Origin of the sequence: Caballeronia sp. GAWG1-1, from assembly GCF_023631465.1 — a bacterium.
In the GTDB taxonomy this organism is placed as follows: domain Bacteria; phylum Pseudomonadota; class Gammaproteobacteria; order Burkholderiales; family Burkholderiaceae; genus Caballeronia.
Genome location: NZ_JALQDB010000011.1, coordinates 89,130 through 105,315 on the forward strand (window position 1 = coordinate 89,130; position 16,186 = coordinate 105,315).

Here is a 16,186-nt window from a genome sequence, read left to right on the forward strand (position 1 = left end):
AGACCGTATGCCACCCGAAGGCCTGCAGGACGCAAGACGCAAAGCCTTAGAACCGCGAGCGCAGCAAGCGAAGCATGCAGAGGACTGTACGCCGGCCGACTGTATCTAAAGGACCAAATGCCGGATGCCAGCGGGCGGCATGCAAATACCGCATGCCAACCGAAGGCATGCAAAACGCGAGATGCAAAGCGTCGAAACCGCGAGCGAAGCAATCGAAGCATGCAAAAGACCATACGCCTTCGGATGGCATGCAAAAGACCGCATCCCATCCGAAGGCATGCAAGATGCAAGATGCAAAGCCTTAGAACCGCAGCAAGCCAGAAGCAGCAAGGAGAACCGTAATGCGCATCAAACTGATCAACCCCAACACCACCCAGCGCATGACCGACGCCATGGGCCGTTGCGCCCGCGAAGTCGCCGCGCCCGGCACGGAGATCATCGCGGTCAGTCCGACGATGGGCCCGCCTTCCATCGAAGGCTATTACGACGAAGCCGTCGCCTCGCTCGGACTTCTCGCCGAAGTGGAAGCGGGTGAGCGGCAGGGTATCGACGGCTATGTGATCGCCTGCTTCGGCGACCCCGCGCTGTATGCAGCACGCGAACTTGCGCGCGGCCCGGTGATCGGTATCGCGGAAGCCGCCATGCATGCCGCGAGCGTGATCGCACCGGGCTTCTCGGTCGTGACGACGTTGCAGCGCACCTGCGGCATGGCCTGGCATCTCGCGGAGCGATACGGCATGACACGCTTCTGCAAGAACGTGCGCGCCACCGATGTCGCCGTGCTCGAACTCGACGAGCCCGGTTCGGCCGCGCGCCAGACGATCATCGAAGAATGTCGGCGCGCACTCGACGAAGACGGCTCGGACGCCATCGTTCTCGGCTGCGCGGGCATGGCCGAGTTCTGCCGCGAAGTCGAGGATGCGATCGGCGCACCGGTCGTGGAAGGCGTGACGGCGGCCGTGAAATGGGCGGAAGCGCTCGTCGCGCTCAAACTCCATACGGCCAAACGCGGCGACTTCGCCCGCCCGCTCGCCAAGCGCTACGACGGCGTGCTGTCGGATTTCAGCCTGCGCTGATGGCAAAAACGCCGATCTACATACACCTGCCGTGACCCGGATTATCTGCGCCGCTGTATGGGCGCGTCCGGGGCTTTTCGTTACACTGAAACACCGCAGAATCGTTGATTCGACGCATTTTTTGCCCATCGACACTATCCCTCGCCATGTCACACGATCCGAACTACCCCCGCGACCTGATTGGCTACGGCCGCCATCCCGTGCAGGCGAACTGGCCGGGGCGCGCGCGCGTCGCCGTGCAGTTCGTGCTCAATTACGAGGAAGGCGGCGAAAACTGCGTGTTGCATGGCGATCCGGGCTCGGAGCAGTTTCTGTCGGAAATCGTGGGCGCGGCAGCTTATCCGTCGCGTCACATGAGCATGGAGTCGATCTACGAATACGGCTCGCGCGCAGGCGTGTGGCGCATTTTGCGCGAATTCGAAAAGCGCGGGTTGCCGCTCACCATCTTCGGCGTCGGCATGGCCATGGAGCGGCATCCGGAGCTTTCCAGGGCTTTCGTCGAACTGGGGCATGAGATCGCCTGCCACGGCTATCGCTGGATTCACTATCAGGACATGTCGCCCGAGCGCGAAGCCGAGCACATGCGCCTCGGCATGGAAGCCATCGAGCGTGTCACCGGCGTGCGTCCGCTCGGCTGGTACACGGGCCGCGATAGCCCGAACACGCATCGGCTGGTGGCGGAATACGGCGGCTTTCTCTACGACTCGGACTATTACGGCGACGACCTCCCGTTCTGGACCGAAGTCGAAGTCACGGGCGGCGAGAAGAAGCCGCATCTGATCGTGCCGTACACGCTCGACACCAACGACATGCGCTTCGCCACGCCGCAAGGCTTCAATACGGGCGAACACTTTTTCACGTATCTGCGCGATGCCTTCGACGTTCTGTACGAAGAGGGCGACGAAGCGCCGAAGATGCTTTCCATCGGCATGCACTGCCGGCTGCTCGGACGCCCGGGGCGCTTCCGCGGCCTGCAGAAGTTTCTCGATCACATCGAGAAACACGACCGCGTGTGGGTCTCGCGGCGCGTCGATATCGCGAAGCACTGGCGCGAGCATCATCCTCATCAACAAACAAACGGGACGGCGGCATGAAGGCGATGCAATACACACTCGACCAACTCAACTCCATGCCCGCCGACACTTTCGTGACGGTGCTCGCAGGCATCTTCGAACATTCGCCGTGGGTTGCGGAAATCGCGGCGGCAAAGCGCCCGTTCGCGGACATCGACAGTCTGCACGCGACCATGTCGCAAGCCGTCGAAACGGCGGGTGAGGAGAAGCAACTTGCGCTCATCAACGCTCACCCGGAACTCGCGGGCAAGGCGGCGGTGCGCGGCGAACTGACGGCAGAATCCACGCGCGAGCAAAGCGGCGCGGGCCTCGATCTCTGCACGCAGGACGAGTTCGACCGCCTGCAGTCGCTGAACCAGCAGTACGGTCAGAAGTTCGGCTTTCCGTTCATTCTCGCCGTGAGGGGTTACGACCGCCACGGCATCATCGCGAACTTCGAAAAGCGTGTGCAGCATGAGCGCGCCGAGGAGCTTCGCGCGAGTCTCGATCAGATTTACCGGATCGCGCGTTTCAGGCTCGACGACCTGATCCAGCACTGATCCGCATTTCACCGTAAAGACAAGGACGAAGACAATGGCAATTCCGACACTCGATCCCAACGCGCCCGAATTCACGCGCCGTTATGTGAATCTCGCGGACCCGCGTCTGGGCGCGCAGGCACTGGAGGCGAGCGACGATTTCTTCGCGCCGAAAGAACGCATGCTGAACCCCGAGCCCGCCGTGTTCATCCCCGGCAAGTTCGACGATCACGGCAAGTGGATGGACGGCTGGGAAACGCGCCGCAAGCGCACGACCGGCTACGACTGGTGCGTGGTCAAGCTCGCGCGTCCGGGCGTGATCAAGGGCATCGATCTGGATACGAGCCACTTTACGGGCAACTTCCCGCCGGCGGCATCGATTGAAGGCGCGCATGTCACGGACGGTGCCCCGAATCAGTCGACCCAATGGACGGAAATCGTGCCGTCGACGACCTTGCAGGGCAATAGCCATCACTATCTGGATGTGGCCGTCGAGCAGCCGTTCACGCATTTGCGCGTGAATGTCTACCCGGATGGCGGCATCGCGCGATTGCGTGTTTATGGTCAGCCGCAACTCGACTGGCGCAACGCGGATCGCAATCAGTTATTCGATCTAGCCGCGATGGAAAACGGCGCGTATCTCGTCGGCACGAACAACCAGCATTTCGGGCTCGCTTCCACGCTGCTGATGCCCGGCCGCGGCGTCAACATGGGCGACGGCTGGGAAACGCGCCGCCGCCGCGAACCTGGCAACGACTGGTGTATCGTCGCGCTGGCGCAGCCTGGCATCATCAAGAAAGTCGAAGTGGATACCGCGCACTTCAAGGGCAATTTTCCGGATCGCTGCTCGCTGCAGGCAGCCAACGTAAAAGGCGGCACGGACAGCTCGCTCGTCACGCAAGCGATGTTCTGGCCGGTCCTTCTCGGCGAGCAAAAGCTTGCGATGGACAAGCAGCATTTCTTCGAATCGGAACTCGCGGCGCTCGGCCCCGTGACGCACGTGCGCTTCAATATTTTCCCAGACGGCGGCGTATCGCGTCTGCGTCTTTTCGGAACGCTTGCATGATGAAGAAGCTCGCTATCGAACCGTTGACGCGCGCTGCGTTCGAGCCTTTCGGCGATGTCATCGAACTCGATGGCGCGAAAGAGATTCCGATCAACCTCGGCACGACGATCCGGTTTCACGATCTGTGCCGCGTCGATGTGACGGATGAAGGCGGCCATACGCTCGTCAATCTGTTTCGCGGGCAGCCGCGCACGCTGCCTTTCGAAGTGAAGATGATGGAACGGCATCCGCTGGGCAGCCAGGCATTCCTGCCGCTCGACGACCGCACGTATCTCGTCGTCGTCGCGCCGGCGGGCGAACTGGACGAATCGAAGATTCGCGCGTTCGTCACGAAGGGCTGGCAAGGCGTGAACTATGCGAAGGGCGTCTGGCATCATCCGCTGCTCGCGCTCGACAAGGTCAGCGATTTCATCGTCGTCGATCGCGGCGGGGAAGGGCGCAATCTCAACGAGCAGGACCTGAAGGAATCGCTCTGGCTGACCGCTGAGGCCATGCGGTAACGCATTCATGCGTTCAGTCGGAGCAAGAAGACCGGTGCCCTTGACCGGTCTTTTTTTTCGCGCGGCGCCCGGCGGGACTAAGATATACGCCCCGACACCGACACGCACGAAAAGCGAGAACCACGCATGATCGATCTACGTAGCGACACCGTCACCCGTCCGAGCCAGCCGATGCTCGCCGCCATGGCCGCCGCCGAAACCGGCGACGACGTCTGGGGCGACGATCCCACCGTGCTCAAGCTTCAGGCCACGCTCGCCGAGCGCACCGGCAAGGAAGCGGGCCTGTTCTTTCCCAGCGGCACGCAAAGCAACCTCGCCGCGCTGATGGCGCATTGCGCGCGCGGCGACGAATACATCGTCGGCCAGATGGCGCACACGTACAAGTACGAAGGCGGTGGCGCGGCCGTGCTCGGCAGCATTCAGCCGCAGCCTATCGAGAACGCGTCCGATGGTTCGTTGCCGCTCGAAAAGATCATCGCCGCGATCAAACCCATTGACGATCACTTCGCTCGCTCGCGTCTCTTTGCGCTCGAAAACACCATCGGCGGAAAAGTGCTGCCGGCGGAATACGTGCTGGCCGCGACCCGGCTCGTGCGCGAACGCGGACTCGCCACGCATCTCGATGGCGCGCGCGTCTTCAATGCAGCGGTCGCATCGGGCAAGCCGGTGGGCGAACTTGCGGCACCGTTCGATTCCGTGTCCATCTGCTGCTCGAAGGGACTCGGCGCGCCGGTCGGCTCCGTGCTGGTGGGAAGCCGTGCGTTGATCGAAGTGGCGCATCGCTGGCGCAAGGTGCTGGGCGGCGGCATGCGGCAGGCGGGCGTGATCGCGGCGGCATGTCTTTATGCGCTCGATCATCATGTAGATGCGCTCGCCGAAGATCACGATAACGCCGCACGTCTCGCTGAAGGGTTGAAGCAGATCGATGGCATCGGCATTCAGTCGCATGCCACGAACATGGTGTTCGCACGCATCCCGGAGGCGCATTGCGCGCCGCTGGAGGCGTATCTCAAGGAACGCGGCATCCTTACGCAGATGCTCTATGCGTCGCGCTTCGTGACGCATCGGGATGTGTCGCGCGAGGACATCGACACGTTCATCGGCGCGGTGAAGGATTACTTCGCGGCGCATTGAGCGTGAGATCGCGCGGCGGGGCAAGTGGGTCAGGCGCCGGCCGCGCGGTGCGCGTGAGACTAGCGACACGCATGCGACGAAGAGCATCGCTCACTTGCCGCCGGTGACATCGAGAAACGTGCCGGTGATGAACGAAGCCTCGGCGCTTGCCAGCCATAGAATCGCCCGCGCGACCTCTTCGGGCTGACCGCCGCGTCCCATCGGAATCGAGTCTTTTACGCGGTCCACTCGTCCTGGTTCGCCACCGCTGGCATGCATGTCCGTGTAAATGTGCCCAGGGCGAATGCAGTTGACGCGTATGCCATCGCGCGCGACTTCCTTGGCAAAACCGGTCGTGAAGGTTTCGATGGCACCCTTCGACGCCGCATAGTCGACGTACTCATTCGGGCTGCCGAGCCGGGCCGAAGCCGACGAGATGTTGATCACCACGCCGCCGCGTCCATTGTGCCGGTAGGACATGCGCTTTACCGCCTGCTGCGCGCAGAGAATAGGGCCGATGGAGTTGACCGCGAAGATGCGCTGCATCCGCTCGAAGTCCAGATCTTCCAGGCGCGACTGGCGCGCGAGCATTGCGGCGTTGTTGACCAGCACATCGATGCGGCCGAACTCGCGGTCGATCGCCGCAAAGAGCCGAGCGACCTGCTCGGGGTCCGCGCTATCGGCGCGCACGGCCAACGCTCCGCGGCCGAGCGCTTCGACATCGGCCGCGACCGCGAGTGCGGCGGATTCGTTCGACACGAAGCTGATCGCCACATCGTAGCCTTGCGCGGCAGCGAGACGCGCAGTCGCCGCGCCTACGCCACGGCTTCCACCCGTAATCAAAATCACAGGCGCCTGGGTGATGTCAGCCATTTAGCGAACCTTCAAAGTGGTGGTGGACTCGGACCAAAGACGATTGCGGCACGATCGCGACCGCGAAAACAGACGCAAGATTAACCACGCGCCGAAGCTATGGCAAAGCAGATTAAATGCCGGTCCGAGTTAGAAAAACTCTTTCGATGAAAGGCATTTTTTGGGTCGCGCGAGGGGAGTGGATATGTTCGAGCGCCCGCGGCAAGTCGTCACCAAAACAAATAGCCCGATCGAAGCGAATCGATCGGGCTATCTCTCGACAACGAAGAGCGGGGCGATAGCGTTACTGCACCGCGCCTCCGTCGAACCACGCGGCGATCTTCTGCCGTTCCGCGTCCGTCATCTGCGTGACGTTGCCAAGCGGCATCGCCTTCAGCGTCACCGCCTGCTGATGCACGCGCTGCGCGTTCTGCTTGATCTCCGCCGATGTATCGAGCAGGACGCCGGCGGGCGCGCTGCCCATCATGGTCGGATGCGCGGAGTGGCACGTCGCGCAACGCTGCTGGATGATCGGCTGGATATCGGCGACCTTGAGCGTCGGTGCGCCTGCGGCTTGCGCCACGGGAATCGTCGGCGAAGGCATGGTCCACGCGAACGCGCCGAGCACCAGCACGAGACCCGCGACCGGCATGTACCAGAGCACCTGACCACGGTGACGCATCACGAAGAACTGACGGATCAACGCGCCCGCCAGCATGATGAGCACGAGCAGAACCCAGTTGAACTTGTGCGTGTAGGTCATCGCGTAGTGATTCGACAGCATCGCGAACACCACGGGCAACGTGAAATACGTGTTGTGCACCGAGCGCTGCTTGCCGCGCTTGCCGTAAATGGCGTTGGGCGTTTCGCCCTTGAGCATCGCGGCGACCATCTTGCGCTGGCCCGGAATGATGACGAAGAACACGTTCGCCGACATGATCGTCGCGAGCATCGCACCCGTGATCAGATACGCGGCGCGCCCCGCGAACACGTGACACGCGACGAACGCGGCGACCAGCACATAGATGCCGACGCAGATACCGAGCAGCCGATCGTTGTTGCCGAAGACGCGGCACAGCGTGTCATAGACGATCCAACCGGCCATCAAGAAACCGAGCGCGGCCGAGACTGCCACGACCGGTCCCATGTCGAGCACGTTCTTGTCGATGAGATACGTGCTCGGCGAAAGCAGATACAAGACGAAGAACAAGCCGAAGCCGGACATCCACGTGGTGTAGGACGGCCAGAACGACCAATGCAGATTCTCCGGCATGTCTTGCGGCGCGACCGAGTACTTCTGCATGTGGTAGAAACCGCCGCCGTGCACGTGCCAGAAGTCGCCGAACACGCCGCGTCGGCGGGCGTTGGGGTCTTGCGGCGGTTTGAGACTGTTGTCGAGCGCCACGAAGTAAAACGACTCGCCGATCCACGCGATCGCGACGATGACGTGCAGACAACGCAACGCCAGATTGAGCCAGTCGGTGACAAAGCCTTCCATTTACTCCTCCACTACCGAATCGTTATGCGCACATCGTCAGCGTGTCTGGGGACGAACGCGATGTGCTGGTGTGTTCCGTTGTGTTCTGTTCAACGCTCGCTTGGGGCTGGGCTTCGCGCTCAGCTTCCGCGATACGTGCTGTAGGCCCACGGCGAGACGAGCAGCGGCACGTGATAGTGCGAGTCTGCATCCGCGATACCGAAGCGCAGCACCACGCGATCGACGAAGCGCGGTTCGGGCACCGTGACGCCGAACGCGGCGAAGTAATCGCCAGCGTGAAAGACGAGTTCGTATTCGCCCGTGACGAGTTCGGCGCCTTCGAGCAGCGGGGCGTCGCAGCGGCCGTCGTCGTTGGTGAGGGTGGTTTTGATGGCGCGCCGCGTGTCGTTCGTGAGCGCGAAGAGCTCGACTTTGATGTTCGCGCCGGGACGTCCGTGCGCGGTGTCGAGGACGTGGGTAGTGAGCTTGCCCATTCGCATGTTCCTTGAGTTGTGCGATGACCGGCTCGCGCATCGATCCGAAAAACCCGCACCGTGGACTCAGTCCGAGGTGCGGCGGCGGCGGATCGAGGCTCCACGTCAGTGGCTACATACCCGTCGGCGTTTCAGATGCGCGCCGTGATCAGCATTGTAGAAATTTGAGACGCGCTGTGCGGCCCCGATAGGAAAGATAATGCCCGGCGCATGACAGCGGCGCGTAAGCTTGGTTCTTCTTCCGAGACGCCCGCGCCGCGCTTCCACACGGCTATCGGGCGATGCTAACCGCGCCAAAATTCGCGAATATATTGCGGGCCTGAAGACGACTATGCCGGCTGTGCCATTGCCGCGATATTTTTGGCTGCGGAAAGTGGCGATGCGCGCTTATCATGCCGCGTCCCGAAGACGGCGTCGAAGCTGGGTAACCGGGGCTTTACACACGGTCCAGTTACTTTTTCGATTCCAACTTCGGAGGCAAACAGATGCAAGCGAAAACCCGCAGTCTGCTGGTGAAGAACGCGCGAATGCTCGTCACGATGGACGAGACGCGCCGCGAGATCGCCGATGGCGGTTTGTATATCGAAGGCAATCGCATCGTCGCGGTTGGCCCGACGAGCGAATTGCCGCAAACCGCCGACGACGTGCTCGACATGCGCGGTCATCTCGTGATTCCCGGCCTCGTCAATACGCATCACCACATGTATCAGAGCCTGACGCGCGTCATTCCCGCCGCGCAGAACGCCGAGCTGTTCGGCTGGCTCACGAATCTGTACAAGATCTGGGCGCATCTCACGCCCGAGATGATCGGCGTGTCGACGCAGACCGCGATGGCCGAACTCATGCTCTCGGGTTGCACCACATCGAGCGATCATCTGTATATCTATCCGAATGGCAGCCGGCTCGACGACAGCATCGAGGCGGCGCGCGAAATCGGCATGCGTTTTCATGCGGCGCGCGGCAGCATGAGCGTCGGTCAGAAAGACGGCGGTTTGCCGCCGGATTCGGTCGTCGAAAAGGAAGATGCCATTCTGAAGGACTCGCAGCGCCTGATCGAGACGTATCACGATGAAGGCCGCTACGCGATGCTGCGGGTGGTCGTCGCGCCTTGCTCGCCGTTTTCGGTGAGCCGCGAGTTGATGCGCGATTCGGCGCTGCTCGCGCGCGAATACGGCGTGTCGTTGCACACGCATCTCGCGGAGAACGTGAACGACGTGGCGTACAGCCGCGAGAAGTTCGGCATGACGCCCGCCGAATACGCGGAAGACCTGGGCTGGGTCGGTCACGACGTATGGCATGCGCACTGCGTTCAGCTTGACAAGCCGGGCATCGAGCTCTTTGCGCGCACGGGAACGGGCGTCGCGCACTGTCCATGCTCGAACATGCGTCTCGCGTCGGGCATTGCGCCGATTCGCGCGATGCGTGACGCGGGCGTGCCCGTGGGTTTGGGCGTGGATGGCTCGGCATCGAACGATGGCGCGCAGATGGTCGGCGAAGTGCGGCAGGCGTTGCTGCTGCAACGCGTCGGCTTCGGCCCTGACGCGATGACCGCGCGCGAAGCACTGGAAATCGCGACGCTCGGCGGCGCGAAGGTGCTCAATCGCGACGACATCGGCGCGCTGGCGCCGGGCATGGCGGCCGATTTCGTATCGTTCGACCTGTCGCAGCCGGCGTTCGCGGGCGCGCTGCACGATCCGGTGGCGGCGCTCGTGTTCTGCGCGCCGTCGCAGGTATCGACGAGCGTGATCGATGGGAAAATCGTAGTGAAGGAAGGGCGCCTGACGACGCTGGATCTGGGCGCGGTGGTAGAGCGGCATAACCGGCTCGCGGGTGAACTGGCGAGTCACGGGTAGGCGTTAGAAACGCGGGAAGGCGGCTCGGAACGCGCCGGGATGGCGCGTTCCGAGCCGCAAGAACCGCTTTCAAGGCTGATCGATAAGCGAGCGCGTTGCTTCCGCGACGAGACCGCGCAGCCACCGAACCTCATCGGAGTAATGACAGCGCTCGTGCCACAACTGGTAGTACTGCATGGGCGGAAAGTCGAGCGGCGCCGGAACGACGGCAAGCGGCAGGAACCTCGCGTAATGATCGGCGAAAAGGCGGGTAGTCGTGAAGACGAGATCCGACTTGATCAGCACATAAGGCGCGAGATTGAAGTAAGGCAGCGTGACCACGACATGACGCTTGAGCCGCTCGCGCGCCAGATGCACGTCGATCGCCCCGCGCTGTCCGACCGAATAAGGCGTGGGCGCAAGATGCGGCGCGTTGAGATATTGATCGAGCGTGAGACCGCCGCGCTTGGCGAACGGATGTTGATTGCTGACGAGACACACGATCTTGTCGACGAACAGATTCGACAGATGCAGTTGCTCCGGCGGTTCGGGCCAGTTGCCGACGACGATATCGAGCTTGCCGTCTTCCAGCGCGAGTTCGTAATCGAACGCGGGTCCGAGCGAATGGAATTCGAGCGTTGCATTGGGCGCGGCCTGCCGGAAGCGCTCGACAACCGTCGGCACGAACAGAACGTTCAGATAGTCGGGACAGCCAATGCGATAACACCGTACCGACGTGGAAGGGTCGAAATTATGCTGCTGCACCTTGATTCGCTCGATCTCGCGCAAGGCATTCTGCGTGGGTTCGAGCAAGCGTAGACCGTATTCGGTGGGCACCATCCCGGACTTGCCGCGCACGAGCAGCGGATCTCCGGTGATGTCGCGCAGACGCCTGAGCGCCGCGCTGATGGCAGGTTGCGACTGATTAAGCTTGACGGCCGCACGGGTGACGCTGCGTTCCATCAGCAAAGTGTGCAAGACGCGCAATAAGTATGTATCGATCGCCTCGCGCTGCTGACTCATGTTATCTCCGCTATAGCCAGTATATGTTCTGGCTGATCGTTCGTAGGGTGTTGCATATCATTTTTAATATGACGGAGAGATTACGTCAAGGTGTGGCTTACCCGCAAAGACTGGGAGAGCGGCGCATTGCATCGAATTTTGAGAGATCGACTTCGTGTCGCGAATTCTGTAAATTCTGCCCGCGGTATGGTTTGATGCGACACCTTTGTGTCACAAGACCCGTCTGCGGTCCTTTTCTTCCAGCTCGGCCTGCCGGTGGCCGGGCGCACTCCGTGAACTCATGGGCAACGCCATCACCCCTACGGATACGCCACCGCGCCTGGCGCTATCCGGCATCAGCAAGCAGTACCCGTCCGTCAAGGCCAACGACGGCGTGAACCTCATCGTGAAGCCAGGCGAGATTCACGCGGTGCTCGGCGAGAACGGCGCGGGCAAGTCCACGCTGATGAAAATCATCTATGGCGCGGTGCGTCCGGATGAAGGCGAGATTCGCTGGCAGGGCGAAGTCGTCGAAATCGGCAGTCCGGCGGCGGCGCGCAAGCTCGGCATCGGCATGGTGTTCCAGCACTTCTCGCTGTTCGAGACGTTGACCGTTGGCGAGAACATCGCGCTCGCGCTCGACGACAAGTTCGACATGAAAGCGCTGTCCAAGCGTATTCGCGATGTGTCGGCGGACTACGGGCTCGATGTCGATCCGCAACGTCACGTTCACAGTCTCACCGTCGGCGAACGTCAGCGCGTGGAGATCGTGCGCTGTCTTCTGCAGACCCCGCGCTTGCTCATCATGGACGAGCCGACTTCGGTGCTGACGCCGCAAGCGGTCAAGAAGCTCTTCACCGTGTTGCGACGGCTCGCGGCGGAAGGGTGCAGCATTCTCTACATCAGTCACAAGCTCGACGAAATTCGCGCGCTCTGCGAGAACGCCACCGTGATGCGCGGCGGCCGCGTGACCGGCAATGTCGATCCGCGCAACGAAACGGATGCCTCGCTCGCGCAATTGATGGTCGGCCATTCGCTGCCGGATTATCAGCGTCGCCAACACACGCCGGGCGATGTGCGGCTCGCGGTGAAGAACCTCTCGGTGGCAAGTCCCGATCCGTTCGGCACGTCGCTCGAAAACGTCTCCTTTGCCGTGCAGGCGGGCGAGATTTTCGGGATCGCGGGCGTGTCGGGGAACGGTCAGGCGGAATTGCTCGCGTCGCTCTCGGGCGAGATTCGCGATTCCCATGTCGCAACGGACGCCGTGTCGATCTGCGGCACGCCAGCCGCGCGGCTGTCCGCGGGCGCGCGGCGGCGTCTGGGCTTTGCGTTCGTGCCGGAAGAGCGGCTCGGGCGCGGCGCGGTTCCGGCCATGTCGCTTGCCGAGAATGGCTTGCTCACCGCGCATCGGCAGAGCATGGTGCGCGGCGGCTGGGTCAACTCGCGCGCGGTCAAGAGCTTTGCCGATCGCTGCATCAAGGCCTTCGACGTGCGTTGCGGCGGCAGCGGCGCGTTCGCGCAAAGTCTGTCGGGCGGCAATTTGCAGAAGTTCATCGTCGGCCGCGAGATTCTTCAGGAGCCGAAGGTGCTCGTCGTCGCCCAGCCGACCTGGGGCGTCGATGTCGGCGCGGCGGGCTTCATCCGCCAGCAGTTGCTCGATCTCGCGGCGCGCGGCGTCGCCATTCTCGTGATCTCCGAGGAACTCGAAGAACTGTTCGACATCTGCGACCGGCTCGCCGTGATCGCGCGCGGCAAACTGTCGCCGGTGCGCAAGACGCGCGAAACCAACGCGGAGGAAGTCGGCCTGTTCATGGCCGGACTCTTCGACGGAAAGCGCGCGCCCGCAGCCGAACTCGACTCATTGAGCAAGTAAAGATGATCTTCCCTTATCGACTCGAAGCGCGCCCGACACCGTCGCGCGCCATGCAGCTCGCCGTGCCCGTGGTCGCCGCGGTGGCGACGCTCGTCATCGGCTTCCTGATTTTCAGTCTCGTCGGGCAGGACCCGCTGCGCGCGATGCACGCGTTCTTCGTCGAACCGCTCTCGAACGTGAACGGCTGGTCGGAGCTCGTGCTGAAGGCGTCGCCCTTGTGCCTGATCGGGCTCGGGCTTGCGGTCGGTTATCGCGCGAACGTGTGGAATATCGGCGCGGAAGGGCAGATGCTTCTCGGCGGCATCGTCGCGGGCGGCATCGCCATCCATGTCGGCGATACCTCCGGCTGGTGGACGCTGCCCTTGATGATGCTCGGCGGCGTCGTGGGCGGCATGCTCTGGGCGGCGATTCCCGCGCTGCTCAAGAGCCGCTTCAACACCAACGAGATTCTGACGAGCCTCATGCTCACCTACGTCGCCACGCAGTTGCTGATCTATCTCGTGAGCGGCCCGTGGCGCGACCCCGAAGGCATGAACTTCCCCATCTCGGCGATGTTCGGCGACGACGCGCTCTTCCCGCGTCTCTACGGCGACTGGCACTGGACGTGGCTCAAGGGCACGCGTATCAACGCGTCGGTGTTTCTCACGGCCATCGCGGTGCCGCTCGTGTGGGTTTTCATGCGCAAGAGTTTCGCGGGCTTTCGCATGAACGTGGGCGGTCTTGCGCCGCTCGCCGCGCGCTACGCCGGTTTCTCGGACAAGAAGACCATCTGGACCTCGCTCCTGCTCTCGGGCGGCCTCGCCGGGCTCGCGGGCATGGGCGAAGTGGCCGGGCCTATCGGGCAATTGCAGGCGGGCTGGTCGCCGGGATACGGCTTCACGGCGATCATCGTCGTGTTCGTGGGACGGCTGCATCCGGTGGGCATCGTGCTCGCAAGTCTCCTGATGGCGCTGCTCTACCTCGGCGGCGAAGCGGTGCAGACCTCGCTGCAACTGCCGCAGGCGCTTGCGGGCGTCTTCCAGGGCTTGCTGCTCTTTTGCCTCCTCGGTTGCGACCTGTTCGTCAATTACCGCATCCGGCGCCGCGCGATCGCGCATCACGCTTCCTGACGAGACCTACGACATGGATATCAATCAAGCCAGCAATCTCGCCTCGAGCGCGGTCGTCGCGGCCATTCCGCTGATGTTCGCGGGCGCGGGCGAACTCGTCGCGGAAAAGTCCGGCGTGCTCAATCTCGGCGTCGAGGGAATGATGCTGATGGGCGCCGTCACCGGCTACGCGGTGACATCGATCACGGGTAATCCGTGGCTCGGCATCGTCGCGTCGATTTTCGCGGGCATCGCGATGGCGCTGCTGTTCGGCTTTCTCACCATCACCATGCTTGCGAATCAAGTCGCCACCGGCCTTTCGCTGACGATCTTCGGCATCGGCTTTTCGGCCTACGTAGGCAAGCCGTACACGTCGGCGGCAGTGCGCGCGAGCATCGACGTGATGCCGATTCCGGGTCTTGCCAGCATTCCCGTGCTCGGCCCGGCTATCTTCTCGCTTACGCCGCTCGGCTATCTTGCGTTCATCATGTTTGGCGTGATCGGCTGGTTTCTTTACAAGACGCGTGCGGGGCTCGTGCTGCGCTCGGTCGGCGAATCGCCTTCGGTCGCGCACTCGGTGGGCTTTCCCGTGGTCGGCGTGCGCTACGGCGCAACGCTCTTCGGCGGCGCGATGGCCGGTATCGCGGGCGGCTATTACTCCATCGTCTATTTGCACGTCTGGCAGGAGCAGCTCACGTCCGGACGCGGCTGGATTGCGCTCGCGCTCGTCGTGTTCGCCACGTGGCGGCCAGGGCGTCTTTTGATCGGCGCGCTCTTGTTCGGCGCCGTGATGGCCTTGCAGTTTTACGCGCAGGCCATCGGCGTGCCGGTGCCGACGCAGTTTCTCGCGATGCTGCCGTATATCGCGACCATCGTCGTGCTGGTGCTGATCTCGCGCAATCCGAACACCATCAAGCTGAACGCGCCCGCATCGCTTGGCAAGCCGTTCTTCGCGGCAAGCTGAACGTCGATTTGGCAACGCGCGCGCGGTTCTCCGCTGTTGCAGGGAGGCAGCACGCGCGCCGTCAGACGGTTCCGTTGCGATTTTTTTCCGACGAAACTGGCGCACGTCGTTTTCCATTTCGTGGCTCATCAAACAACATCGACCAGGAGAAACACAATGAATAAACCATGGCTGAAGGCAATCGCGGCAACCGTCGCTTTGTCCGCCACGCTCGCGACGGCGAGCGCGCAAGCGGCGGATGCACCGGGCGTCGCGTTCGTCTATCTCGGCAATCCGGGCGATGCAGGCTGGACCTTCGCGCACGACGCGGGCAGCAAGGAAGCCGAAGCGAAGTTCGGCGACAAGATCAAGATCACGCGCGTGGAAAACGTGCCGGAATCCGCCGACTCGGAGCGCGTGTTCCGCGATCTGGCAAACAAGGGCAACAAGGTCATCTTCGGCACGAGCTTCGGCTATCAGGACTTCCAGTTGAAGGTGGCGAAGGATTTCCCGGACACGATTTTCCTCACGGCCACCGGCTTCAAGAAGGCCAAAAACTTTGGCACGTATGACGTGCGGATGTATCAAGGCGCGTACTTGGCAGGCGTCGCCGCCGGTTATGTGACGAAGAGCAATACGTTGGGCTTCGTGGCATCGGTGCCGATTCCCGAAGTGGTCCGCAACATCAACGCGTTCACGATGGGCGCGCGTTCGGTGAATCCGAAGGTCCACACGAAGGTCATCTGGATCAACAGCTGGTTCGATCCGGGCAAGGAAAAGCAGGCTGCCGAAACGCTGATCGGTCAGGGCGCGGACGTGCTCTTGCAGAACACCGACTCGAACGCCACGCTCAACACCGCGAACGAGAAGCACGTGTTCGCCTTCGGCTGGGATTCGAACATGAAGAAGTTCGGACCGAACGCGCATCTGGGTTCGGTGGTCGCGCACTGGGGCGTGTACTACAACGCGGTCATTCAGCAAGTGCTCGATGGCAAGTGGAAGAACGACCCGGTGTGGCTCGGCATGCCGCAGAAGGCCGTGGACCTCGAGGACCTGAACAGCAGCGCGATTCCGCCGAAGGCCATGCAAGCCGTGTCGGCGAAGCGTGACGATCTGCACTCGGGCAAGTGGGATGTGTTCACGGGTCCGATCAAGGATCAGTCGGGCGCGGAAAAGGTGCCGGCCGGCAAGACGCTGACCGACCCGGAAATGCAGCGTATCAACTGGTACGTGGAAGGTGTGGACGGCTCGCTGCCGAAGTAAGCCTCGCGAGCAGGCT

The 16,186-nt window shown here is 62.5% G+C and carries 15 protein-coding genes; 11 read left to right on the forward strand and 4 right to left on the reverse strand.

What is annotated here, in order from left to right; all coding sequences use genetic code 11:
• The first annotated feature begins 341 nt into the window (after positions 1–341).
• The 6 genes from NCT03_RS06825 (at position 342) to ltaE (ending at position 5,367) form a co-directional block, all read left to right on the forward strand.
• The gene (locus NCT03_RS06825; RefSeq protein WP_250492322.1) at positions 342–1,076 is read left to right on the forward strand and encodes an aspartate/glutamate racemase family protein; all 735 of its coding nucleotides are present in this window, start codon (positions 342–344) and stop codon (positions 1,074–1,076) included.
• Between the two features lie 146 nt (positions 1,077–1,222).
• Complete coding sequence (gene puuE, locus NCT03_RS06830) at positions 1,223–2,170, forward strand: allantoinase PuuE (RefSeq protein ID WP_250464920.1); 948 nt, start codon at positions 1,223–1,225, stop codon at positions 2,168–2,170.
• A complete protein-coding gene (gene uraD / locus NCT03_RS06835) occupies positions 2,167–2,688 on the forward strand; it encodes a 2-oxo-4-hydroxy-4-carboxy-5-ureidoimidazoline decarboxylase (protein ID WP_244825300.1) in 522 nt (173 codons plus the stop codon). The genes puuE and uraD overlap by 4 nt, the downstream gene beginning before the upstream one ends.
• 34 nt (positions 2,689–2,722) lie before the next feature.
• Positions 2,723–3,733 carry an allantoicase gene (alc, locus tag NCT03_RS06840; RefSeq protein ID WP_244825299.1) on the forward strand — a complete coding sequence of 337 codons (1,011 nt, stop codon included), beginning with the start codon at positions 2,723–2,725 and terminating at the stop codon, positions 3,731–3,733.
• Positions 3,733–4,233 (forward strand): ureidoglycolate lyase, encoded by a 501-nt coding sequence (locus tag NCT03_RS06845; protein ID WP_244828042.1) that lies wholly within the window; start codon positions 3,733–3,735, stop codon positions 4,231–4,233. Before alc ends, NCT03_RS06845 begins: the two co-directional genes overlap by 1 nt.
• Positions 4,234–4,359: 126 nt before the next feature.
• Positions 4,360–5,367, forward strand: coding sequence for a low-specificity L-threonine aldolase (gene ltaE / locus NCT03_RS06850; protein WP_250492323.1), 1,008 nt, complete (start codon positions 4,360–4,362; stop codon positions 5,365–5,367).
• A 90-nt stretch (positions 5,368–5,457) separates the two neighbouring features.
• On the opposite strand, the gene NCT03_RS06855 is transcribed toward ltaE, so the two are convergent.
• The 3 genes from NCT03_RS06855 to uraH form a co-directional block, all read right to left on the reverse strand.
• A complete protein-coding gene (locus tag NCT03_RS06855) occupies positions 5,458–6,219 on the reverse strand; it encodes an SDR family oxidoreductase (protein ID WP_250492324.1) in 762 nt (253 codons plus the stop codon).
• A 283-nt stretch (positions 6,220–6,502) separates the two neighbouring features.
• Positions 6,503–7,696 (reverse strand): urate hydroxylase PuuD, encoded by a 1,194-nt coding sequence (locus NCT03_RS06860; RefSeq protein ID WP_244825296.1) that lies wholly within the window; start codon positions 7,694–7,696, stop codon positions 6,503–6,505.
• 119 nt (positions 7,697–7,815) lie between these two features.
• Positions 7,816–8,169, reverse strand: a complete 354-nt coding sequence (uraH, locus tag NCT03_RS06865) for a hydroxyisourate hydrolase (RefSeq protein WP_244825295.1) — start codon at positions 8,167–8,169, stop codon at positions 7,816–7,818.
• Between the two features lie 485 nt (positions 8,170–8,654).
• On the opposite strand from uraH, the gene NCT03_RS06870 reads away from it, so the two are divergent.
• Positions 8,655–10,022, forward strand: a complete 1,368-nt coding sequence (locus NCT03_RS06870; protein ID WP_250492325.1) for an 8-oxoguanine deaminase — start codon at positions 8,655–8,657, stop codon at positions 10,020–10,022.
• A 69-nt stretch (positions 10,023–10,091) separates the two neighbouring features.
• On the opposite strand, the gene NCT03_RS06875 is transcribed toward NCT03_RS06870, so the two are convergent.
• Positions 10,092–11,024, reverse strand: a complete 933-nt coding sequence (locus NCT03_RS06875) for a LysR substrate-binding domain-containing protein (RefSeq protein WP_244825293.1) — start codon at positions 11,022–11,024, stop codon at positions 10,092–10,094.
• Positions 11,025–11,304: 280 nt separating this feature from the next.
• Between NCT03_RS06875 and NCT03_RS06880 the strand changes: the two genes are divergently transcribed.
• The 4 genes from NCT03_RS06880 to NCT03_RS06895 all read left to right on the forward strand — a co-directional run bounded on the left by NCT03_RS06880 (position 11,305) and on the right by NCT03_RS06895 (position 16,170).
• On the forward strand, positions 11,305–12,876 hold the full coding sequence (locus NCT03_RS06880; RefSeq protein WP_250492326.1) for an ABC transporter ATP-binding protein: 1,572 nt from the start codon (positions 11,305–11,307) through the stop codon (positions 12,874–12,876).
• A 2-nt stretch (positions 12,877–12,878) separates the two neighbouring features.
• Positions 12,879–13,985 (forward strand): ABC transporter permease, encoded by a 1,107-nt coding sequence (locus NCT03_RS06885; RefSeq protein WP_244825291.1) that lies wholly within the window; start codon positions 12,879–12,881, stop codon positions 13,983–13,985.
• A gap of 13 nt (positions 13,986–13,998) precedes the next feature.
• Entirely contained in the window at positions 13,999–14,928 is a 930-nt protein-coding gene (locus tag NCT03_RS06890; protein WP_244825290.1) for an ABC transporter permease, read from the forward strand.
• A 156-nt stretch (positions 14,929–15,084) separates the two neighbouring features.
• Positions 15,085–16,170 (forward strand): BMP family ABC transporter substrate-binding protein, encoded by a 1,086-nt coding sequence (locus NCT03_RS06895; protein WP_244825289.1) that lies wholly within the window; start codon positions 15,085–15,087, stop codon positions 16,168–16,170.
• Positions 16,171–16,186 lie beyond the last annotated feature (16 nt).

Bases quoted from the DNA above. Each gene is read 5' to 3' on its own strand.
- NCT03_RS06870 (WP_250492325.1), top strand. From the start codon at position 8,655: ATGCAAGCGAAAACCCGCAGTCTGCTGGTGAAGAACGCGCGAATGCTC.
- NCT03_RS06825 (WP_250492322.1), top strand. From the start codon at position 342: ATGCGCATCAAACTGATCAACCCCAACACCACCCAGCGCATGACCGAC.
- NCT03_RS06860 (WP_244825296.1), bottom strand. From the start codon at position 7,696: ATGGAAGGCTTTGTCACCGACTGGCTCAATCTGGCGTTGCGTTGTCTG.
- uraD (WP_244825300.1), top strand. From the start codon at position 2,167: ATGAAGGCGATGCAATACACACTCGACCAACTCAACTCCATGCCCGCC.
- alc (WP_244825299.1), top strand. From the start codon at position 2,723: ATGGCAATTCCGACACTCGATCCCAACGCGCCCGAATTCACGCGCCGT.
- NCT03_RS06855 (WP_250492324.1), bottom strand. From the start codon at position 6,219: ATGGCTGACATCACCCAGGCGCCTGTGATTTTGATTACGGGTGGAAGC.
- NCT03_RS06895 (WP_244825289.1), top strand. From the start codon at position 15,085: ATGAATAAACCATGGCTGAAGGCAATCGCGGCAACCGTCGCTTTGTCC.
- uraH (WP_244825295.1), bottom strand. From the start codon at position 8,169: ATGGGCAAGCTCACTACCCACGTCCTCGACACCGCGCACGGACGTCCC.
- NCT03_RS06875 (WP_244825293.1), bottom strand. From the start codon at position 11,024: ATGAGTCAGCAGCGCGAGGCGATCGATACATACTTATTGCGCGTCTTG.
- puuE (WP_250464920.1), top strand. From the start codon at position 1,223: ATGTCACACGATCCGAACTACCCCCGCGACCTGATTGGCTACGGCCGC.
- NCT03_RS06845 (WP_244828042.1), top strand. From the start codon at position 3,733: ATGAAGAAGCTCGCTATCGAACCGTTGACGCGCGCTGCGTTCGAGCCT.
- NCT03_RS06880 (WP_250492326.1), top strand. From the start codon at position 11,305: ATGGGCAACGCCATCACCCCTACGGATACGCCACCGCGCCTGGCGCTA.
- NCT03_RS06885 (WP_244825291.1), top strand. From the start codon at position 12,879: ATGATCTTCCCTTATCGACTCGAAGCGCGCCCGACACCGTCGCGCGCC.
- NCT03_RS06890 (WP_244825290.1), top strand. From the start codon at position 13,999: ATGGATATCAATCAAGCCAGCAATCTCGCCTCGAGCGCGGTCGTCGCG.
- ltaE (WP_250492323.1), top strand. From the start codon at position 4,360: ATGATCGATCTACGTAGCGACACCGTCACCCGTCCGAGCCAGCCGATG.